The sequence below is a fragment of the Sphingobium sp. AS12 genome (assembly GCF_019097845.1).
Lineage (GTDB): Bacteria > Pseudomonadota > Alphaproteobacteria > Sphingomonadales > Sphingomonadaceae > Sphingobium.
This window is the reverse complement of record NZ_JAHRGM010000001.1, coordinates 348655-367945: the sequence shown is the minus strand read 5'-3', so window position 1 is coordinate 367945 and position 19291 is coordinate 348655. Positions and strand designations below refer to the sequence as shown.

Sequence of the window (19291 nt, the reverse complement as noted above, 5' to 3'; positions counted from 1 at the left end):
TCCACCGTCATCCCGGCGAAGGCCGGGATCTCTCTTCTTCTTGCCTCACGCAAAAGAAGAGAGATGCCAGCCTGCGCTGGCATGACGGATATAATGATAGGATGTCCTGATGACCAACATCATCGCCGCCGACATTGGCGGCACCAACGCCCGCTTCGCGCGCGCTTCGCTCGATGCGCGCGGCGTCCCGACGCTCGGCACCGTGCGCAAATATAAGGTCGCCGACTATCCCAGCCTTCAAGCCTGCTGGGCAGCCTTTGCCGAAGATGAAGCCGCCAGCGGCGACGGCGACCTGCCCGACGCCGTCTCCATCGCCTTCGCCACCGCCATCGGCCGCGAAGTCATCAAGCTCACCAACTCCAGCTGGGTCGTCCGTGCCGACACGCTGGCCGACGATCTGGGCGTGCGCACCGTCAAGCTGGTCAATGATTTCGAGGCGGTCGCCCACGCCGTCTCGCGCCTGCCGGACGAAAATCTCCCCTTGCTGTTCGGCGAGGACCGCCCCTTCCCCCGCGACGGCGGCGTCACCATCCTTGGCCCCGGCACCGGGCTCGGGGTCGCGATGATCGCCTATGACAATGGCCATCCCCACGTCATCGCGACCGAAGGCGGCCATCTCGACTTCGCCCCGCTCGACCAGCTGGAGGAAAAAATCCTCGCCTATCTGCGCGACAAATTCCTCCGCGTCTCGACCGAGCGGATCGTGTCCGGGCCGGGCCTCAATTATATCTACAAGGCGATGGCGACGATCGGCCATGACCGCGTCATGCTGATGGAAGATCCCGAATTGTGGCAGGCGGCGCTAGAGGACAGCGATCCTTTCGCCCGCGCCGCGCTCGAACGCTTCTGCCTCTGCTACGGATCGGTTGCCGGCGACCTGGCGCTCGCTCATGGTCCCCATGCCGTGGTGCTGGCCGGTGGCCTGACCCAGCGGATGCGCGATTTCCTGCCGCACAGCGGTTTCCACACCCGTTTCAGGGCCAAGGGCCGGTTCGAAAGCCTGATGGCGTCGGTCCCGATCCGTATGGCCATCCACGACGAAATCGGCCTGTTCGGGGCCGCAGCCGCCTTTAGGGAGCAAGAAGCATGAGCAAATTGACCGTCGAAAAAGTGATGGACCTCGCCCCGGTGATCCCCGTGCTGGTGGTCGATCGGGTCGAGGACGCCCTCACCATCGCCCGCGCCCTTGTCGCCGGTGGCCTGCCCGCACTCGAAGTCACGCTGCGCACACCCGCCGCCCTCGACGTGATCCGCGAAATGAGCCAGGTCGAAGGGGCCGTCGTCGGCGCAGGCACCGTTCTCAACCCCGATCAGCTCGACGCCGCGATGGAGGCAGGCGCGCGCTTCATCGTCAGCCCCGGCCTCACCAAGCCGCTGGGCAAGGCCGCGATCGCCGCCAAAATCCCCTTCCTGCCCGGCACCGCCACGGCGGGCGACATCATGCGCGGCATGGACATGGGCCTCACCCATTTCAAATTCTTCCCCGCGGAAACATCGGGTGGCCTGCCTGCGCTCAAGGCGCTCGCCGCGCCGCTCCACACCGCCCGCTTCTGCCCTACTGGCGGCATCACGCTCAAAAGCGCGCCGGAATGGCTGGCCCAACCCTTCATCAAATGCGTCGGCGGCAGCTGGGTCGTGCCCAAGGGACCGGTCGATGGCGCAAAGATCGAGGAACTGGCCCGCGCAGCCGCTGCCCTGCCGCGCGGATAAAAGGGGCGGATGACGAAGGGCGGGGCCATTGCGCCCCGTCACAGCGCGCCCTAGATGGAACGCCATGATGACCCGTAGGCTGCTCCCCTATCTCGCCCTGCTCCTGTCCGGCTGCACCGGCGCGCAGCTGAGCTATCCTTCGCTCGCCAAGCGCCCGATCGAGAGCGCCCCGGTCGCCGAAGCCACCCCGCCCCCGGCTCCGATCGCTGCCGACGCCAAGCTGGCGGCACAGATCAGCCGCTTCACCGCCCAGTCGGAAACCGGCCGCACCGGCTTCGACGCCGCCTACGCCACAGCGGAAAAGGCCGCCCGCGCCGCGTCGGGATCATCGGTATCCAGCGATGCCTGGGTCGCCGCACAGGTCGCCATCAGCGCACTGGAAACCGCGCGCAACGACAGCGTCTCCGCCCTCGCCAGCCTCGACACCCTCTATGTCGACCGCACCAGCGCCATCGCCGATGGCAAGGAAAATGGCGGCCTCGACGCCCTCGACACCGCCCGCACCGCCGCCCTCGCCATCGTCGACAGCCAGAATGACCGCATCGACGCGCTCAAGGGGCAGTTGGCCCAGCCTTAGGGCGGAATAAACCCCACTCCGTTCGTTTCGAGCCCTTCGACTGCCCGCCTGCGGCAGGCGCTCAGGATAAACTACGTCGAGAAACCTGCGTGCGACGTTTCTCGACTTCGCTCGAAACGAACGGGTTAAGGTAAAGTCATCGCGCCCTAAACCGCGTCCACCGCCGCCTTATGCGCCCGCGCATAGTCAACATAACGCGACGCGCCACTGCCCAGCTTCGCCACCATTGCGTCCGACAACTCACGCATAAATTTGGCCGGTCGCCCAGCCCATAATTGCCGCGCTGGCAGCCGCTTGCCCGGCGAGAGCAAAGCCCCCGCCGCCAGCATCCCGTCACTCTCGATCACGCAGCCGTCCATGACGATCGCGCCCAGCCCCACAAAGGCCCGGTCCTCCAGCGTGCAACCATGCACCATCGCCATATGGCCGATCAGCACATCGTCCCCGATGATCGTCGGCCACCCTTCCAGCGGCCTGTCGATCCCGTCGCCGGGGCTGTCGCAATGGATCACCGTGCCATCCTGCACATTGCTGCGCGCGCCGATCCGCACCCGGTTCACGTCCGCGCGGATGACGCAATTATACCAGATGCTGGCGTCCTCGCCGATCTCGACATCGCCGATGATCCGGCATCCCGGCGCGATGAAGGCGCTGGGGTGGATAACCGGCGCCTTGCCCTTGAACGGAATGAGACTGACGCCCGGATAGTCGCTCATCTCACGCCCCCAGCAGCCGCGCCGCGTGCAGCGCATGGTAGGTTAAAACCCCCGAACAACCCGCCCGCTTGAACGCCATCAGCGTCTCCAGCACCAGCGCGTCGCGGTCCCCCGCGCCAGCGGCAGCGGCATGTTCGATCATCGCATATTCGCCCGACACCTGATAGGCGAACACCGGCACCGCAAACTGCTCCTTAACCCGGCGGATGATGTCGAGATAGGGCAGCCCCGGCTTCACCATCACGCTGTCCGCCCCTTCGGCCAGGTCCAGCGCCACCTCGCGTAATGCTTCTTGCCCGTTGGCCGGGTCCATCTGGTAATTTTTCTTGTCGCCCTTCAACAACCCGCGCGATCCCACCGCATCGCGGAACGGCCCGTAAAAGGCGCTCGCATATTTGGCGGCATAGGACATGATCTGGACATTGACATGCCCGTCGGCCTCCAGCGCCGCGCGGATCGCGCCGACCCGCCCGTCCATCATGTCGCTGGGCGCAATGATGTCCGCCCCCGCCGCCGCCTGGTTGAGCGACTGGCCGATCAGCACATCCACAGTCGCATCGTTGAGGACATAGCCGGTGTCGTCCAGCAACCCGTCCTGGCCATGCGCGGTATAGGGGTCCAGCGCCACATCGGTCAGCACGCCGATATCCGGCACCGCATCCTTGATCGCCCGGATCGCCCGGCACATCAGATTATCGGGATTCAGCGCCTCCGCCCCATCATCGCTGCGCCGCTCGGCCTGCGTATTGGGGAACAGCGCCAAACAGGGAATCCCGGCATCCCGCGCATCCCGCGCCCGCGCGACGATGCCATCCACCGACCAGCGCGACACGCCGGGCAGCGCCGCAATCGGTTCCTCGACTTGGCTCCCCTCGGTGACGAACAAGGGCCAGATGAAATCGCTGGGTGACAGGCGATTTTCCGCAAACATCGCCCGGCTCCACGCCGAAGCCCGCACGCGCCGCATCCGCAGCGCCGGATAGGAAGATTGGCTCATGGCGCGGGTCTAGGCGCGGTCGAGCGGGGGATCAAGCAGGAGTGATCAAACAGGGGACGTCGCGCTCCTCCGCCCGGAAAGAATAGGGACTATCCAATCCGGTCCCCCATTCCCACGATCCTGCCGATATCCTAGAAGCCGCCCATGCGCACCGTCCATCACATAGCCATCATCTGTTCCGACTATGCCGGCTCTCGCGCCTTTTACCGCGACATATTGCAATTGCCGGTGATCCGCGAAGTCTGGCGCGCCGAACGCCAGTCGTGGAAGTGCGATCTGGACGCGGGCAATGCCCAGATCGAACTATTTTCCTTCCCCAACCCGCCTGCCCGCATAAGCCGCCCGGAAGCCTGCGGCCTGCGACACCTTGCCTTCACCATCGCCAATATCGATGCGGAGGTAGCGCGGCTCGACGCCGCCGGGGTCGCGTGCGAACCGATCCGGATCGATGAATATACCGGCCAGCGCTTCACTTTCTTCACCGACCCTGACGGGCTGCCGCTCGAACTTTATGAGCAGCCGACGCCCTGACCGCCGCTACTTTGCAAACCGCCGAAAGAAACTGTCCCCATTCCAGCTTGGCCGCGCCGCGCCATTGGCCACCCTCAACGTCACCGCCGTCACATAGTCGTTCAGCTTCGCGCTCTCGGCGGGCATCACCGGCTGGTTCAGATCGTCGAAGGGCGAATGGTAGATATTCGCCCGCCACGCCTTTTCGGTGGCCGCTTCGGGCGTTCCGGCCTTGAACCCATATTTGAAGAACAGCGCGGGAATGCCTTCGCGGATGAAGGCATATTGGTCCGACCGGATGAACACGTTGCGGTCGGGGAAGGGATCGGGGGTGATCGGCAGGTTCATCGCCGCGCTCACGGCCTCGGCATCCTTGCCCAGCGAGCTTTGATCATAGCCGATCGGCGTCACGCTGGTCAGCGGGAATATCGGCAGCGCCATGTCGAAATTCAGGTCGGCGACGATGCTTTTCTGCGGCACGGTCGGGCGGCGCGCAAAATAGCGGGCGCCCAGCAACCCCTTCTCCTCCGCCGTAACGATGGCGAACAGGATCGACCGTTTGGGCTTCACCTTGCTGGCTTTGAGCGCGCGACCAATCTCCAACAGGCTGGCGACCCCCGACGCATTGTCGAACGCGCCATTATAAATGGCGTCCCCCTTGATCGGCGTGCCGACGCCATAGCCGTCCAGATGCGCCGACAGCACGACATAGTCATGCCGCAGCTTGGGATCGCTGCCGGGCAGCACCGCAACCAGATTGGGCGATGACAATTCGGCCCGCGTCGCACTCACCTGCGCCTTCAGTCGCACCGCTAACGGAAAGGATGCGACCGGCGCAGAAGCATCCGCCGCCGCCGCAATCGCGCCAAAATCCTGCCCCGACCCGGCAAACAGCAGATCCGACTTGGCCGGGTCCATCTGCGCCCCCAGAAACGGCGTCTGCGTATCCCGCAAACTGACATCGCTATAATAAAGCGCAGGCGCGCCCGACAGGGCGATCCGCCGGTCCCAGGGAATCTCCACCTGCTTGGGCGTCACCAAAGTAATCAGCCCCAGCGCGCCCTGCTCCGCCAGCCAGTGCGACCGTTCCGACCGCGCATGGGATTTGAGTGCGCCCGACAGGCTCGCCGGACCACCCGACAGCACGACGACGATCTTTCCCTTCAAATCCAGCCCGGCAAAATCATCATGCCCCGCTTCGGGCAAATGCAGGCCATAGCCCGCGAAAACCAGTGGCGCGTCGATGTTTTCGGGCACCGGCCCGCCCCCGCCGCCGAAGATCAGATCGCCCGGCACCGCCAGCGGCACCACCCCCTGCGGCCCCACCAGCGCCGCGCTCGACTTGTCCGACACGATCCGCTGCTCGACAAAGGCGACCGGCTGGCGATAGCCCTGCGTGCCAGCGGGCTTCAGGCCCATCGCCTGAAACTGGCCGATCACATAGGATGCCGCCTTGTCATAGCCGGGCGTCCCGGTGCCGCGCCCTTCCATCGCATCATTCGCCAGCGCCTCGACATGCGCCCACCATCGCGCGCCCTTATCCCCTTCCACCTCGGCCAGCGCGGTGCTGCCGACCATCAACGCGATCAGGGATATGCCGAAGGAAAGGCCGCGCATACTCATGCTACTCCGCTCAATTCTGGTTGCTATCTTGCCCGATCCTGTCCGACGAACAAGGGGGCTTGGAACCACCACCGCGAACGTGTATTAACTTGGCAATACAGTATGGAGATGATGATGCCCCATTCCCCGACTTTGTCCGCCCTGTTCGTCGCTGGACTCGCCCTCTCGACCGCCGCCTGCTCGCGCCACGCCGATGACACCGCGCCCGCATCCAATGCAAGCGCGACGCAGGACTGGTCGACGCTCAAAAATTTCACCGCGATCGACGCCACTGGCCCGGACGATGTCGCCGTGACGATCGGCGACAGCTATTCCGTCAAGGCAGAGGGTGATCCCAAGGCGATCGAACAGCTCGACATCATGGTCAAGGGCGACCGGCTGGTCATCGGCCGCAAGTCGAACGGCAACTGGAACTGGGGCCGCAAGGACGATAATGAGGGCGCGACCATCCGCGTCACCATGCCAGCCATCCGCGCCGCTGCTTTGACCGGCGCGGGCGATTTCACGCTCGACCGGGCGGAGGGCGACGCCCTCGACCTGTCGCTCACCGGCGCTGGCGATTTCGACATTGGCGCGGTCAAATTGCGCAGCCTGAAAACCGACATCACCGGCGCAGGATCGGTCAAGATTTCCGGCACCGCAGATGAAGGCAAACTCGCCATCGCCGGCGCGGGCGATATCGACGCCGACGGCCTCACACTGGGCAAGGCCGACGTGTCGATCCTGGGTGTGGGTGACATTGCCTTTGCGTCGGACGGCGCGGTCGCTATCAGCATCATGGGGCCGGGCGACGTGACGGTGAAGGGCAAGGCGCAATGTACAATCAAACGCACAGGACCGGGCGAGGCGCGCTGCGCGCCCTGACCGGCGCAGCACTCCTGATCGCGACGCCCGCAGCGGCGGCGACGCGCGGCTATACGATCACCAGCTTCGACGCGATCCGGCTCGACGCACCGGTCAGCGTCGTCATCACCACTGGTGCTGGCGCATCGGCCCGCGCGGAGGGGGATCAGGCGCTGCTCGACCGGCTGAACGTCACCGTCTCCGGCCGCCTGCTGACTATCACCATGATCCGCCCGCGGCCCGGTGAAAAAAGCGGCGGCGCAGCGACCCTGCGCCTCTCCACCGGCGATCTTTCCCGCATCGTCCTGACAGGCGGCGGATCGGTAACGGTCAGCCGGATGAAGGGATTGCGCGGCGATATTGTGCTGGGCGGCAATGGCGACGTGAGTGTGGCGGCGGTCGATCTCGACCGGATCGACCTGTCGCTGGCGGGCGGTGGCCGCGCGACCCTGACCGGACGAACCGGCGTCGCCAATATCCGCGTCTCCGGGCCGGGCGCGGTCGCTGGCGACGCCCTGCGCGCGCGCCAGGCGACCCTTGCCAATGACGGGCCGGGCAGCATCGCCCTCACTGCCGATGTCACTGCCAAGATCACCGCCACCGGCTCCGGCGACGTCACCGTCAACGGCAAGCCCGCCTGCTCGGTCGACAATCGCGGCACCGGGCGCATCGCCTGCGGTGGCGAGCGCTATTGAACGATAATGACAAAGCGCTGCCGCTCTGGCATCGGCCACAGCAACTAAGTGCGAACGGGGCGATCATGACGACTATCGGGATTTTCGGGGCCGCAGGCCGCATGGGCCGCGCCATCGCGCAGGTCGCCGCAGACGCAGGCCTTGGCATAGCAGGCGGCACCGACCGCGACGGCAGCGGCGAGATCGCACCGGGCATCGCCATCACCACCGATCCGCTGGAACTGGCACAGCGCAGCGACGTGCTGATCGACTTCTCCGTGCCCGGCGCTCTCTCTGTCCATCTCGATGTCTGCATTGCCGCCAACAAGCCGATCCTGATCGGCACCACTGGCCTCGAATCCGTCCACCACGCCCTGATCGACGAAGCCGCCGCGATGATCCCCATCCTCCAGACCGGCAACACCTCGCTCGGCGTCAACCTGCTCGCCGCGCTGGTGGAACAGGCCGCAGCCGGCCTTGGCGACGACTGGGATATCGAGATTGTCGAGATGCACCACCGGCACAAGGTTGACGCGCCCTCCGGCACCGCCCTGCTGCTGGGCGAAGCCGCCGCGCGCGGACGCGGCATTACGCTCGCCGACCATAGCGAACGCGGCCGCGACGGCATCACCGGCGCGCGGGCGCAGGGCGCGATCGGCTTTGCCGCCCTGCGTGGCGGATCGGTCGCGGGCGACCATCAGGTCATCTTCGCGGCTGAAGGCGAACGCATAGAAATCGGCCACCGCGCCGAAAACCGCACCATCTTCGCGCGCGGCGCGGTCAAGGGCGCGCAATGGCTGATCAGCCAGAGCGTCGGGCGCTACGACATGAAGGGCGTATTGGGTCTCTGACGCCCATGAACAAGGCGCAAATCTTCGACTTTTTCAGCCGCCTGGCCGAAGCCAATCCCGCGCCGGTGACCGAGCTGGAATATGGCAATCCCTACCAGCTGCTGGTCGCGGTCACGCTTTCGGCGCAAGCCACGGACGTCGGCGTCAACAAGGCGACCCGCGCCCTATTCATGGACGTCACCACGCCCCAGCAGATGGTGGACCTTGGCGAGGAAGGCCTAAAAACCCATATCCGCACCATCGGCCTGTTCAATACCAAGGCGAAGAATGTCATTGCCCTGTCAGACATATTGGTCCGCGATTTCGGCGGGGAAGTGCCGCAGGATCGCGACACGCTGACGACCCTGCCCGGCGTCGGACGCAAGACCGCCAATGTCGTCGTCAACACCGCCTTCGGGCAGGAGACGTTCGCGGTCGACACCCACATCTTCCGCGTCGGCAACCGCACCGGGCTGGCCCCCGGCAAGACCGTGCTAGCTGTGGAAACAAAACTCGACAAGCGCGTCCCCCAGCCGTTCCGCCGCGACGCCCATCACTGGCTGATCCTCCACGGCCGCTATATCTGCAAGGCACGCAAACCCGAATGCTGGCGCTGCCCGGTCGCCGACCTGTGCCGCTTCAAGCCCAAGACCCCGCCGCCCGCCTGAACCCGCGCTGTTCTTCCTGGGTTCAGGCCCGGCGCGCTAGAGACGGGTTTCATCGTCCTGCGACGTCGATTCGTTCAAACGCAATCGAAGGAGAGAAAGCATGTCCGTCCGTCTCGCTTTGGGTCTCGCGCTGGCCTGCGCCGTCACCCCCGCCATCGCCAAGACCGCGCCCGACCCCTATGTCCCGACCGGCGGCAAAACGCTCGACTGCGTGCCACTGACGTCGATCCGCTCAACCAATGTCCGCGATGACCGCACCATCGACTTCATCATGAACGGCAATAAAATCTACCGCAACACCCTGCCCAACAGCTGCCCCAGCCTGGGATTTGAGAAGCGCTTTTCCTACCGCACCAGTCTCTCCCAGCTCTGTTCGGTCGATATCATCACCGTGCTGTGGAATAATGGTCCTGGCCTGCAACCGGGTGCCAGCTGCGGCCTGGGCAAATTCCAGCCGATGCAGAAAGCACCGAAATAAGATGGCCCAGCGGCGATTTTGCCGCTGGCGCGGACGAACGGCCTTTGCTAAGCGGCCTGTCTGACACGGCTTACCAGCCAGCGTCGCGCACCCATAGCTCAGCTGGATAGAGCGTTGCCCTCCGAAGGCAAAGGCCAGTGGTTCGAATCCACTTGGGTGCACCATTACAACGCAATCAAGCCGCTCTACCTGATGCCGGGTGCCTCATGCCCGATAGCTTCGGACCCCCGCCCCCATGCGTCTGGCCAGCACTTCGGACAATAGCAGGGCGGTCAGCGACAACAGGATCGACGCGATGGCAAGCCGCGTCACAACGGCTTCCGCGCCGGGGGCTTGCAGCGCCGCGTAGATGGCGATCGGCAGCGTGCGGGTTTCGCCGGGGATATCGGACACGAAGGTGATGGTCGCGCCAAATTCGCCTATCGACCGGGCAAAGCCCAATATCACGCCCGCCAGCACGCCGGGCAGGGACAGCGGAAGGGAAATGGTCAGGAACACCCGCAGCGGCCCCGCGCCCAGCGTCCGCGCTGCGCCTTCCAGTCGTCGGTCCACCGACTCGATCGAAAGGCGAATCGCCCGCACCATCAGCGGCAGGGCCATGATCCCGGCGGCAAGGGCTGCGCCGGTCCAGCGGAACAGCAGGGTGATGCCAAACCACTCGCCAAGCCAGCGCCCGACCGGACCGTTCGCGCCGAACAAGAGCAACAACAGCCAGCCGGTGACGACCGGTGGCACGACCAGCGGCAGATAGACCAGCGCGTCGAGCAACATCCTGCCGGGAAACTGCCATCGCGCCAATATCCAGGCCAGCGCGAACGCAATCGGCAGCATCGCCCCGACCGCAACCGCGCTGACCTTGAGCGACAAAGCGATGATCGGCCAGTAATCTGGCGGCAGATCCAGCATCACGGCATGATCCTGTCCATGGTCTGAGGGGCAGCCATCATTCAAAATCCATCTGGACGATATGCGCGGACAGGCGCTCGGCCTCCGACAGATCATGGGTGACATACAGGATCGGCACGCCCACTTCGTCCCGCAGCCGTTCGACCAGCTGCAATATATCAGCGCGCCGTGCGCGGTCGATCGACGCCAGCGGCTCGTCCATCAGCAGGCAGGACGGGCGCGTCAGCAAGGCACGGCCAATCGCCACCCGCTGCGCTTCCCCCATCGACAGGGTCGATGGCCAGCGATCGAGCAGTGATGCAATGCCAAGAAAGCGGGCCATCTCCTCCAGCGCTTCGGCTGCATCTGGCAAATGACGGATACCGTAGAGCAGGTTGCCGCGGACCCGCAGGTGCGGGAAAAGCCGGGCATCCTGAAAGATATAGCCCAGATGCCGATGTTCGGGTGGCACATCGATGCCCAACGCGCCGTCGAACAGCGGCACGTCCTGCACATGAATATGGCCGCCATCGGGCCGCAACAGCCCGGCGACCATGTTGAGTATCGTCGTCTTGCCCACCCCCGACGGGCCGGACAGCGCGGTCACCCCCGGCCCGGCATCGACCCGGCACGCGATCCGCCGATCACCAAGGCTGCGCCAGATGTCGATGCGAAATGTCGACGTGGTCGAAGGCGGCGATGGATCAGGACGGGCTGGCACAGTGGTTTGGGGAAGGGACATTGCCGCCCTTGTGCCCCGATCCTGTCCAGCGATGCAAGCGCGCAACGATGGCGCGGGACAATCCACCAAGACGTCAACATGGCATCCCGATCAGCCGGGTGCCGCCGCGGAACCCGCCAGCAGGCCACCGTCAATATTGACCTCCGTCCCGGTCATATAGGTCGCTTCGTCCGACGCCAGCATCACCGCAATCGTCGCGACCTCATCGGGCATGCCGAACCGCCTGAGCGGCGTGTCGGCCACCATCGCCGCCATCCTGTCGTCCCGGTCCGGGCCGTCGCCGATCATGGTTTCCCACATCGGCGTCAGGATCGCGGCGGGATGGATCGAGTTGCAGCGGATGCGCCAGCCCTGCTGCGCGCAATAGAGGGCCACCGACTTGCTATGGTTGCGGATCGCCGCCTTGGACGAGGCATAGGCGGCGGCCAGCGGGATACCCACCAGCCCCGACCGCGACGACATGTTGATGATCGATCCGGTGCCGCGCGCCTTCATCGCGCCGATCGCATAGCGGCACCCCAAAAATGTGCCGTCCAGGTTGATCCGGTGGACAGCCTGCCAGTCGGCCAGCGTCGCATGTTCAGGATCATGGGCGACCCGACCATGCTCGAACCCGGTCACGCCCGCATTATTGACCATGACGTCGATCGTCGGGACAGAATCGGCCAGGCGCGCCCAGTCCGCTTCCTCCCGCACGTCGAGCGCGATAAACCGGCAGCCGATTTCCGCTGCGGCCGCAGCCCCCGCGTCCTCATCGATGTCGGTCAGGATGACGGTCGCGCCTTCGTCATGAAAACGCGCGGCGATTGCATGGCCAATGCCGCGCGCAGCGCCGGTGACGACGCAAATCTTCTTGTTCAATTTGTGCATGATGATCTCGAAACAGAGCCAGAAGGGCGGATTGCTCCGCTACTATTTGTCGTGCCGCTTCAGCGGTTACGCTGGTTCATTTCGATGACTCCTTATATCATCCAGCCTAGGCCGATCACCCGATCGGCGCAACCGCCTATGGCCGGGCATCCCCCTTCACTCGTCGCTCATGCTCGATCAGCCAAGTCTTGGCCGCCAGTCCGCCTGCAAAACCGGTCAGCGCGCCGTTGCTGCCCACCACCCGGTGGCAGGGCGCGATGATCGAGATCGGGTTGCGGCCATTGGCGGCCCCTACCGCGCGCGATGCGGTCGGCTTGCCGATCGCGCTGGCAATCGCGCCATAGCTGCGCGTTTCCCCGAACGGGATTGCCAGCAGCGCGGCCCAGACCCGTTGCTGAAAAGCCGTCCCCCGGAAATCGAGCGGCAGGTCGAACTGCTGGCGTGTCCCCGCGAAATAGTCCGCCAGTTGATCGGCGGTCTGGCGCAGGATCGGATGGTCGGTCCGCTCCCCTGTCGCGGGCAAACGCACCCGCGCAGGATCATCCTCCTCCCACAGGACAGCCACCAGCCCGGCGTCGCTGGCTACCAGCGTCAACATGCCGACGGGCGAGGAAAACCGGGTCGTGGCAAGGGTCATGGAACAGTCTCCAAAATCTCCTGCCCCGTATAGCAAGGGACAGATGGCCACGCCTCCCGCCCCTTGCGATCAAAACGCCCTTATTTCAGCCCGCCACCCATCGCCCGATACAGCTCGACCATATTGGTCGCACGGGTCAGCCGCGTCGCCAGCAGGCTCTGCTCCGCCGTGGACAGCGCCCGCTGCGAATCCAGCGTCGTCAGGAAGGGATCGACCCCGGCACGAAAACGGGCGTCCGACAGCGTATAGGCGACCCGCGCCGCATCGCGCTGCGATGTTTGCGCTTCCAACTGCTGGCTCATCGTCCCGCGCCGCGCCAGCGCATCGGCGACCTCGCGAAAACCGGTCTGCACGCTCTTTTCATAGGTCGCCAGCATCGCGTCATAGGTGGCTTTGGCATAGGCCAGATTGCCCTTATTCTTGCCGAAGTCGAAGATCGGCAGCGATGCCGACGGCGCGACCGACCAGAATTGGCTGCCCGACCCGAACAGGTTGGACAGGCCAAGGCTCAGCGATCCGAACGCCGCCGTCAGCGAGATATTGGGGAAAAAGGCCGCCCGCGCCGCGCCGATATTGGCGTTGGCGCTGCGCAACTGATGCTCGGCCGCTGCAATATCGGGCCGCCGCAGCAGCACGTCGGATGCGATGTCAGCGGGCAGATTGTCGATCGTCGCCCCGGCGGGCGGCAAAGCATCGGGCAGGTCACTGCCCGCAACGGTCGTGCCCGCCAGCAGGTTGAGCGCATTCTGATCCTGCGCCACCAAGGTCAGCGTCTCGGCGATCGTCGATCGCGCTGCATCATAGCTGGTCTGCGCCTGCCGCACTTCCAGTTCGGACGCGATCCCCTTGGCAAAGCGCGCGCGATTAAGCTCCAGCGTCTTGCCGAACGCGCTTTCCAGATCGCGGGCGATCCGCAACCGTTCCTGATCCGCCGCCATGGTCAGCCAGGCATTGGCCACCTCTGCGATCAGCGCGGTCTGCGCCGCATTGCGGGTTTCGACGCTCGCAAAATATTGCTCCTGCGCCGCCTTGTTCAGGTTTCGCACCCGCCCGAACAGGTCGATTTCCCAGGCCGAAATGCCGACCTGCGCCTGATAAACATCGGTCCGCCCCGACCCGGCGAGCGAAAAGGGCGAATCCTGATAGGTTGCGGTTCCGCCCGCCGCGACCGTCGGCAGCAGGTCGGCGCGCTGCACCTTATATTGGGCTCGCGCCTGTTCGACATTGGCCAGTGCAACGCGCAGGTCGCGATTATTGGCCAGCGCCGTTTCAATCACCCGCGCCAGACGGGCGTCGGTGAAAAAATCGCGCCATGCCGTGTCGGCCGGGACGATCGCCGCCCCGTCTGCCGCGCCATAAGCTGGTCCCTGCGGACTGGTCGCCGGCACCGGCAGGACGGGCCGCACATATTTGGGGGCCATGTCGCAGGCGGCCAACGCCAGCGACAGGGTGATGGCGCCCAGCGCCTTCATGTTACGCATCTCTTATGCCTCCTGCGGCGCGGCAGGGCTCGCCTGCTCATGGGCCGCATCATGGGTCTTATGTTCCCGGAACAGCCGCTTCACCACGGTGAAGAATACCGGCACGAAGAAGATCGCCAGCACGGTCGCCGACAGCATCCCGCCGACCACGGCCCAACCGATCGCATTCTGGCCACCGGCCCCTGCCCCGGACGATACCGCCAGCGGCAACACGCCGAAGATGAAGGCGAAGCTGGTCATCAGGATCGGCCGCAGCCGCAGCTTGCCCGCTTCCAGCGCCGCCGCAGCGGGCGACATGCCCTCGCGCATCTTCTCCTCGGCAAATTCCACGATCAGGATCGCATTCTTCGCCGACACGCCGATCGTGGTGATCAGGCCGACCTGGAGGTAGATGTCGTTGTTCAGCCCCGCCAGCGTCGCCGCGATCACCGCGCCCAGCACGCCCAGCGGCACAACCAGCAGCACCGCAATCGGCACCGACCAGCTTTCATACAGCGCGGCAAGGCACAGGAACACTATCAGCATCGACAATGCATAGACATAGGGTGCCTGCCCGCCGGACGTGCGTTCCTCGTAGGAAATGCCGTTCCAGCTATAGCCGATGCCAGCGGGCAATTTGGCGGCATATTCCTCCATCGCCTGCATCGCGTCACCGCTCGATACGCCCGGTGCAGGCGCGCCTTGGATGTTCATCGACGGCACGCCGTTGAACCGCTCCAGCCGCGCCGGCCCTTGAGTCCACTCCGTCGTGGCAAAGGCGGACAGCGGTGCCATCACGCCGCTGCTGCCCCGGACATGCAGTGCGCCGATGGAATCGGGCGTCGTGCGGAACGGTGCATCCGCCTGCACGAACACGCGCTTCACCCGGTCGCGATCAATGAAATCATTGACGTAGCTGCTGCCCAGATTGGTGCTGATCGTATCGTTGACGTCTGCCTGTGCAATACCCAGCGCCCCAGCCGCCGCCTGATCGACGGTCAGCTTCAACTGCGCGCTGTCCTCCAGACCATTGGGCCGCACCTGCGCCAGCCGTTTGTCGCCCATCGCCATACCCAGCAACTGGTTGCGCGCCGCCAGCAGCTTTTCATGGCCGACATTGCCCTGATCCAGTAGCTGGAAATCGAAACCCGACGCATTGCCCAGTTCCTGCACGGCTGGCGGCACGAAGGCGATCACCATGGCGGACGAAATCTTGCGCATGGCGGCGTTGGCGCGTTGCGCCACGGCCATGACGCTGTTGGCGTCCCCGTTGCGCTCGGACCAGTCCTTCATCCGCACAAAGGCAATACCGACATTCTGTCCCTGTCCGACGAAGCCGAAGCCGGAAATGGTGAATACCGCCGCGACATTCTTGGATTCATCTTTCAGATAATAGTCGCGCACCCGGTCGAGCGTCCGTTCGGTTTCCTCGATCGTCGCGCCTGACGGCAGCGACACCTGGTTGATGATGCGCCCCTGATCCTCTTCGGGCAGGAAGCCGCTGGGCAGGCGCAGGAAGATGACCGCCATACCGACCGTAATGAGGCCAAAGACCAGCATCGTCCGGCCCCAGCGCCGCTCGACCTTCTCCACGCCCTGCCCATAACGCACGACGCCCTTGTCGAACGTGCGGTTGAACCAGCCGAAAAAGCCCTTCTGCGTCGCATGGTCATGCTTGGCAGGCTTCAGGATCGTGGCGCACAAAGCGGGCGTCAGGATCAGCGCGACCAGCACCGACAGGATCATCGAGGAGACGATGGTGATCGAAAACTGGCGGAAGATAACGCCGGTCGAACCACCGAAGAAAGCCATCGGCAGGAACACCGCCGACAGGACCAGACCGATGCCGATCAGCGCGCCGCTAATCTCGTCCATCGACTTTTTCGCCGCTTCCTTGGGGCTGAGGCCTTCGTCCTGAATCAGCCTCTCGACATTTTCGACGACGACGATTGCGTCATCGACCAGCAGGCCGATCGCCAGCACCATGCCGAACAATGTCAGCGTGTTGATGGTGAAACCTGCCACCTGAAGGATCGCCAGCGATCCCAGCAGCACGACCGGCACGGCAATGGTGGGGATCAGGGTCGCGCGCCAGTTCTGGAGGAACAGGAACATCACGACGAACACTAGCAGCACCGCTTCGATCAGCGTGTGGATGACCTGTTCGACCGACAGTTTGACAAAGGTCGAGTTGTCGACGGGGAAGTCATATTTGACCCAGACGGGGAAATTCTTGGACAGCGCGTCAATCTGCGCCTTCACGTCGGCAACCGTATCCAGCGCGTTGGCACCGGGGGCCAGCTTGATGCCGAAGCCCGCTGCCGGATGGCCATTGAACTTGGCGCCGAAACTGTAATTTTCCGATCCCAGCTCGACCCGTGCGACGTCGGACAGCAAAACGACCGATCCGTCGCCATTGCTGCGCAGGCGGATGGCGCGAAATTCCTCGGGCGTGCGCAACCGCGACTGGGCGGTGACTGTGGCGTTGAGCGCCTGCCCCTTGGGCGATGGCGTACCGCCGATCTGGCCCGCCGACACCTGCGCATTTTGCGCCTGGATCGCCGCCTTCACGTCGCCGGTGGTGACGCCCAGATTGGCCATCTTATAGGGGTCCAGCCACACCCGCATCGCATATTGCGCACCCAGCAACTGGGTGTCGCCAACGCCGGTGACGCGGCTGATCGGGTCTTGCAGCGATGACGCGATGAAGTCGCCCGCATCCTGCTGGTCGTGGATGCCATCATCGGCATAAACCGCCATCACCATCAGGAAGCTGGCGGTCGATTTGGTGACGCGCAGCCCCTGTTGCTGCACTTCCTGCGGCAAGAGCGGGGTGGCCTGCGCCAGCTTGTTCTGCACCTGCACCTGCGCGATGTCCGCGTCGGTTCCCTGCTCGAACGTCAGGGTGATGGTCAGATTGCCCGCGCTGTCGCTGGTGGACGAAAAATAGCGCAGATTGTCGATGCCCTTGAGCTGCTGCTCGATGATCTGGGTCGTCGTGCTTTCCAGCGTCTGGGCGTTGGCGCCCGGATAGCTGGTGCCGATGCTGACCGTGGGCGGCGCGATTTCAGGAAATTGCGCGACGGGCAGCGATCGGATGGCGAGCAGGCCCGCCAGCATGATGACGATGGCGATGACCCATGCGAAGATGGGCCGGTCGATAAAATAACGGGCCATGATTTATTGCGCCCCGCCCTTGGAAGCAGTCACCTGCTGCGGCGCGCCGGGCTTGACCAGCGTGCCGGGGCGCAGATTGACCAGCCCCTCGACGATCAGCCGGTCGCCCGCCTTCAGGCCGCCCGTGACGATCCACTTGTCGCCGACCGCCCGGTCGACGGTCACCTGGCGCATTTCCGCCTTATTATCCTTGCCAACGACCATCGCGGTCGCCCGGCCACGCGCGTCGCGGCTGATGCCCTGCTGCGGCGCGAGGATGGCCTGGGTCCGCTGGCCCTCGATCATCTTGGCGCGGACATACATGCCGGGCAACAACAGCCCGTCGGGATTGGCGAAGGAAGCGCGCAGCGTTACCGCGCCCGACGTTGGATCGACCGACACTTCGGAAAATTGCAGCCGACCCTCGATCGGATAGGTGCTGCCATTAGGCAACAACAGCTGGATGCGCGCGCCATCCGCCCCGCTCACCCCGCCGCTCTTCATCGCCTGTTTCAGGTCGATGATCTGCGCGGCGGACTGGGTGACATCGACATAGACAGCGTCGGTGCGCTGGATCGTCGCCAGCGGGTCCGTTTGCCCCGCCTGCACCAGCGCGCCCGGCGTGAACAGCGACCGACCGATCCGGCCGGAAATGGGCGCGCGGATGCGGGTGAAATTCTGGTTCACCTGCGCCGATTGCACGGCTCCACGCTGCGCTGCAACATCGGCGCGAGCCTGCTGCGCGGCAGCGTCGGCATCGTCATATTCCTGACGGCTGACCGCATTGATGCCGACCAGTTCCTTGTAGCGTTGCGCCTGCAAACTGGTGGACCGGATCGCGGCATTGGCCCGCGCCAGTGATCCCTGCGCCTGCGCGACGGCAGCGCGATAGGGGGCGTCCTCAATTTCATAGAGCAATTGCCCGGCCCGCACGACGCTGCCCTCGGCAAACAGGCGACGGCGGATAACGCCGCTGATTTGCGGCCTAACTTCAGCGGTTTCGACCGCGACAATGCGGCCGGGCAGCTCATTGAGCAACGGCGCGGAGCCGGTCGTCAGTGTCACTACGCCAACGGCAGGTGGTGGCGGCGCAGGCGGCGGACTGTCCCCGCACGCACTGAGCGCCAGCGCTGACGCGCACGCCAGCAAACCGATGAACTTCCCCTTTTGCATCGTGCATATTTCCGTTTTGATAGGATACTGATAGGAATGAACGTTCATTCCGCTTGCGCCGCAGGTAGGATCATGCCAAAGCGAATTCAAGAGAGAAAAAAGGCCGAGGGGTAAAAATGACCGCAGTGCAGCAAGATCAGCCGGCGTCCGAAAAGACGGGTAAGGAGCGGATCATGGCTGCTGCCCGCGACCTGTTCGACAGCCATGGGTTCCACCAAACGTCGATGGCGGAACTCGCAACGGCAGCGAAAGTTTCGGTCGGTCAGATTTATCGCCTGTTCAAGGGCAAGGAAGATATTATCGAGGCAATTGTTCAAGTCGATGCCGATGAACGCTGTCTGCACATGGACGCGCTGCGCAACCGGTTGGATGCGGGCGAACTGACGATCGAACAGACGTTCGAACAATTGCTGTTGCATATTGTCGATGAAAAGGACGAAGCCCTGTCCTTCGACATCATGGCCGAAAGTTTCCGCAATCGGCCGGTCGGCGACACCATCGCCGCGATGTGCGTTCGCTTTCGCCGCTACATCCGCGACTTTGCCTGCGCCGCCAATCCCGACCTGTCCGGCGAAGCGCTGGACGGCGCGGAGGAAATTGTCCTCGCCTGCATGTTTGGCCTCGGCCATCGCAGTCTGTCGCGTCCTAGCCTGAGCGCGGCGGACACCGCCCGCTTGTCCGCCCGGATGATCGTCGCGGCTCTGCGCGCGATCGGCTAGGCCATATGCCGACCGAGCGCGCG

The 19291-nt window shown here is 64.6% G+C and carries 20 protein-coding genes and 1 tRNA gene; 11 read left to right on the top strand and 10 right to left on the bottom strand.

Going from position 1 to position 19291, the window contains the following annotated elements:
• The first annotated feature begins 109 nt into the window (after window positions 1–109).
• The 3 genes from glk (at window position 110) to KRZ98_RS01840 (ending at window position 2287) form a co-directional block, all read left to right on the top strand.
• On the top strand, window positions 110–1090 hold the full coding sequence (gene glk, locus KRZ98_RS01850) for a glucokinase (RefSeq protein ID WP_217671981.1): 981 nt from the start codon (window positions 110–112) through the stop codon (window positions 1088–1090).
• Window positions 1087–1710, top strand: a complete 624-nt coding sequence (gene eda, locus KRZ98_RS01845; protein ID WP_217671980.1) for a bifunctional 4-hydroxy-2-oxoglutarate aldolase/2-dehydro-3-deoxy-phosphogluconate aldolase — start codon at window positions 1087–1089, stop codon at window positions 1708–1710. The genes glk and eda overlap by 4 nt, the downstream gene beginning before the upstream one ends.
• Before the next feature lie 64 nt (window positions 1711–1774).
• Window positions 1775–2287, top strand: a complete 513-nt coding sequence (locus KRZ98_RS01840) for a hypothetical protein (RefSeq protein ID WP_217671979.1) — start codon at window positions 1775–1777, stop codon at window positions 2285–2287.
• A gap of 146 nt (window positions 2288–2433) precedes the next feature.
• On the opposite strand, the gene KRZ98_RS01835 is transcribed toward KRZ98_RS01840, so the two are convergent.
• Both KRZ98_RS01835 and hemB read right to left on the bottom strand, forming a co-directional pair.
• A complete protein-coding gene (locus KRZ98_RS01835; protein WP_217671978.1) occupies window positions 2434–3003 on the bottom strand; it encodes a gamma carbonic anhydrase family protein in 570 nt (189 codons plus the stop codon).
• A 1-nt stretch (window position 3004) separates the two neighbouring features.
• Window positions 3005–4000: a porphobilinogen synthase gene (hemB, locus tag KRZ98_RS01830; protein WP_217671977.1), complete on the bottom strand. Its 996-nt coding sequence runs from the start codon at window positions 3998–4000 to the stop codon at window positions 3005–3007.
• Window positions 4001–4144: 144 nt separating this feature from the next.
• Between hemB and KRZ98_RS01825 the strand changes: the two genes are divergently transcribed.
• A complete protein-coding gene (locus KRZ98_RS01825) occupies window positions 4145–4531 on the top strand; it encodes a VOC family protein (protein WP_217671976.1) in 387 nt (128 codons plus the stop codon).
• 6 nt (window positions 4532–4537) lie between these two features.
• Here KRZ98_RS01825 and KRZ98_RS01820 read toward each other — a convergent pair whose 3' ends face one another.
• Window positions 4538–6127 (bottom strand): M28 family metallopeptidase, encoded by a 1590-nt coding sequence (locus tag KRZ98_RS01820; RefSeq protein ID WP_217671975.1) that lies wholly within the window; start codon window positions 6125–6127, stop codon window positions 4538–4540.
• Window positions 6128–6235: 108 nt separating this feature from the next.
• Here KRZ98_RS01820 and KRZ98_RS01815 point away from each other — a divergent pair, with 108 nt between their 5' ends.
• From KRZ98_RS01815 to KRZ98_RS01790, 6 genes are all read left to right on the top strand, one after another.
• Window positions 6236–6997 carry a head GIN domain-containing protein gene (locus KRZ98_RS01815; protein ID WP_217671974.1) on the top strand — a complete coding sequence of 254 codons (762 nt, stop codon included), beginning with the start codon at window positions 6236–6238 and terminating at the stop codon, window positions 6995–6997.
• Window positions 6949–7671, top strand: a complete 723-nt coding sequence (locus tag KRZ98_RS01810) for a head GIN domain-containing protein (protein ID WP_217671973.1) — start codon at window positions 6949–6951, stop codon at window positions 7669–7671. The genes KRZ98_RS01815 and KRZ98_RS01810 overlap by 49 nt, the downstream gene beginning before the upstream one ends.
• A 65-nt stretch (window positions 7672–7736) precedes the next feature.
• Window positions 7737–8501, top strand: a complete 765-nt coding sequence (gene dapB / locus KRZ98_RS01805) for a 4-hydroxy-tetrahydrodipicolinate reductase (RefSeq protein WP_217671972.1) — start codon at window positions 7737–7739, stop codon at window positions 8499–8501.
• A 5-nt stretch (window positions 8502–8506) separates the two neighbouring features.
• Window positions 8507–9148, top strand: coding sequence for an endonuclease III (gene nth / locus KRZ98_RS01800; RefSeq protein ID WP_217671971.1), 642 nt, complete (start codon window positions 8507–8509; stop codon window positions 9146–9148).
• Between the two features lie 100 nt (window positions 9149–9248).
• Complete coding sequence (locus KRZ98_RS01795; RefSeq protein WP_217671970.1) at window positions 9249–9626, top strand: hypothetical protein; 378 nt, start codon at window positions 9249–9251, stop codon at window positions 9624–9626.
• An 87-nt stretch (window positions 9627–9713) separates the two neighbouring features.
• Window positions 9714–9790 (top strand) — tRNA-Arg (locus KRZ98_RS01790).
• A 40-nt stretch (window positions 9791–9830) separates the two neighbouring features.
• On the opposite strand, the gene modB is transcribed toward KRZ98_RS01790, so the two are convergent.
• From modB to KRZ98_RS01755, 7 genes are all read right to left on the bottom strand, one after another.
• Window positions 9831–10532, bottom strand: coding sequence for a molybdate ABC transporter permease subunit (modB, locus tag KRZ98_RS01785; RefSeq protein WP_217672397.1), 702 nt, complete (start codon window positions 10530–10532; stop codon window positions 9831–9833).
• A 37-nt stretch (window positions 10533–10569) separates the two neighbouring features.
• The gene (locus KRZ98_RS01780; protein ID WP_217671969.1) at window positions 10570–11253 is read right to left on the bottom strand and encodes an ATP-binding cassette domain-containing protein; all 684 of its coding nucleotides are present in this window, start codon (window positions 11251–11253) and stop codon (window positions 10570–10572) included.
• Between the two features lie 90 nt (window positions 11254–11343).
• Window positions 11344–12123, bottom strand: coding sequence for an SDR family oxidoreductase (locus tag KRZ98_RS01775; protein ID WP_217671968.1), 780 nt, complete (start codon window positions 12121–12123; stop codon window positions 11344–11346).
• A 136-nt stretch (window positions 12124–12259) separates the two neighbouring features.
• Complete coding sequence (locus tag KRZ98_RS01770; RefSeq protein WP_217671967.1) at window positions 12260–12760, bottom strand: methylated-DNA--[protein]-cysteine S-methyltransferase; 501 nt, start codon at window positions 12758–12760, stop codon at window positions 12260–12262.
• 80 nt (window positions 12761–12840) lie between these two features.
• Window positions 12841–14241: an efflux transporter outer membrane subunit gene (locus KRZ98_RS01765; RefSeq protein ID WP_217671966.1), complete on the bottom strand. Its 1401-nt coding sequence runs from the start codon at window positions 14239–14241 to the stop codon at window positions 12841–12843.
• 3 nt (window positions 14242–14244) lie between these two features.
• Entirely contained in the window at window positions 14245–17397 is a 3153-nt protein-coding gene (locus KRZ98_RS01760; protein ID WP_217671965.1) for an efflux RND transporter permease subunit, read from the bottom strand.
• Between the two features lie 3 nt (window positions 17398–17400).
• On the bottom strand, window positions 17401–18549 hold the full coding sequence (locus KRZ98_RS01755) for an efflux RND transporter periplasmic adaptor subunit (RefSeq protein WP_217671964.1): 1149 nt from the start codon (window positions 18547–18549) through the stop codon (window positions 17401–17403).
• 173 nt (window positions 18550–18722) lie between these two features.
• On the opposite strand from KRZ98_RS01755, the gene KRZ98_RS01750 reads away from it, so the two are divergent.
• Entirely contained in the window at window positions 18723–19268 is a 546-nt protein-coding gene (locus KRZ98_RS01750; protein ID WP_217671963.1) for a TetR/AcrR family transcriptional regulator, read from the top strand.
• The last annotated feature ends 23 nt before the right edge of the window (window positions 19269–19291 follow it).

Excerpts from the sequence above, each read along its gene's own strand:
- KRZ98_RS01810 (WP_217671973.1), top strand. The coding sequence starts at position 6,949 with ATGTACAATCAAACGCACAGGACCGGGCGAGGCGCGCTGCGCGCCCTG.
- KRZ98_RS01765 (WP_217671966.1), bottom strand. The coding sequence starts at position 14,241 with ATGCGTAACATGAAGGCGCTGGGCGCCATCACCCTGTCGCTGGCGTTG.
- glk (WP_217671981.1), top strand. The coding sequence starts at position 110 with ATGACCAACATCATCGCCGCCGACATTGGCGGCACCAACGCCCGCTTC.
- modB (WP_217672397.1), bottom strand. The coding sequence starts at position 10,532 with ATGCTGGATCTGCCGCCAGATTACTGGCCGATCATCGCTTTGTCGCTC.
- KRZ98_RS01820 (WP_217671975.1), bottom strand. The coding sequence starts at position 6,127 with ATGCGCGGCCTTTCCTTCGGCATATCCCTGATCGCGTTGATGGTCGGC.
- KRZ98_RS01750 (WP_217671963.1), top strand. The coding sequence starts at position 18,723 with ATGGCTGCTGCCCGCGACCTGTTCGACAGCCATGGGTTCCACCAAACG.
- KRZ98_RS01795 (WP_217671970.1), top strand. The coding sequence starts at position 9,249 with ATGTCCGTCCGTCTCGCTTTGGGTCTCGCGCTGGCCTGCGCCGTCACC.
- nth (WP_217671971.1), top strand. The coding sequence starts at position 8,507 with ATGAACAAGGCGCAAATCTTCGACTTTTTCAGCCGCCTGGCCGAAGCC.
- KRZ98_RS01840 (WP_217671979.1), top strand. The coding sequence starts at position 1,775 with ATGATGACCCGTAGGCTGCTCCCCTATCTCGCCCTGCTCCTGTCCGGC.
- hemB (WP_217671977.1), bottom strand. The coding sequence starts at position 4,000 with ATGAGCCAATCTTCCTATCCGGCGCTGCGGATGCGGCGCGTGCGGGCT.
- KRZ98_RS01825 (WP_217671976.1), top strand. The coding sequence starts at position 4,145 with ATGCGCACCGTCCATCACATAGCCATCATCTGTTCCGACTATGCCGGC.
- eda (WP_217671980.1), top strand. The coding sequence starts at position 1,087 with ATGAGCAAATTGACCGTCGAAAAAGTGATGGACCTCGCCCCGGTGATC.
- KRZ98_RS01815 (WP_217671974.1), top strand. The coding sequence starts at position 6,236 with ATGGAGATGATGATGCCCCATTCCCCGACTTTGTCCGCCCTGTTCGTC.
- KRZ98_RS01760 (WP_217671965.1), bottom strand. The coding sequence starts at position 17,397 with ATGGCCCGTTATTTTATCGACCGGCCCATCTTCGCATGGGTCATCGCC.
- KRZ98_RS01835 (WP_217671978.1), bottom strand. The coding sequence starts at position 3,003 with ATGAGCGACTATCCGGGCGTCAGTCTCATTCCGTTCAAGGGCAAGGCG.
- dapB (WP_217671972.1), top strand. The coding sequence starts at position 7,737 with ATGACGACTATCGGGATTTTCGGGGCCGCAGGCCGCATGGGCCGCGCC.
- KRZ98_RS01775 (WP_217671968.1), bottom strand. The coding sequence starts at position 12,123 with ATGCACAAATTGAACAAGAAGATTTGCGTCGTCACCGGCGCTGCGCGC.
- KRZ98_RS01755 (WP_217671964.1), bottom strand. The coding sequence starts at position 18,549 with ATGCAAAAGGGGAAGTTCATCGGTTTGCTGGCGTGCGCGTCAGCGCTG.
- KRZ98_RS01770 (WP_217671967.1), bottom strand. The coding sequence starts at position 12,760 with ATGACCCTTGCCACGACCCGGTTTTCCTCGCCCGTCGGCATGTTGACG.
- KRZ98_RS01780 (WP_217671969.1), bottom strand. The coding sequence starts at position 11,253 with ATGTCCCTTCCCCAAACCACTGTGCCAGCCCGTCCTGATCCATCGCCG.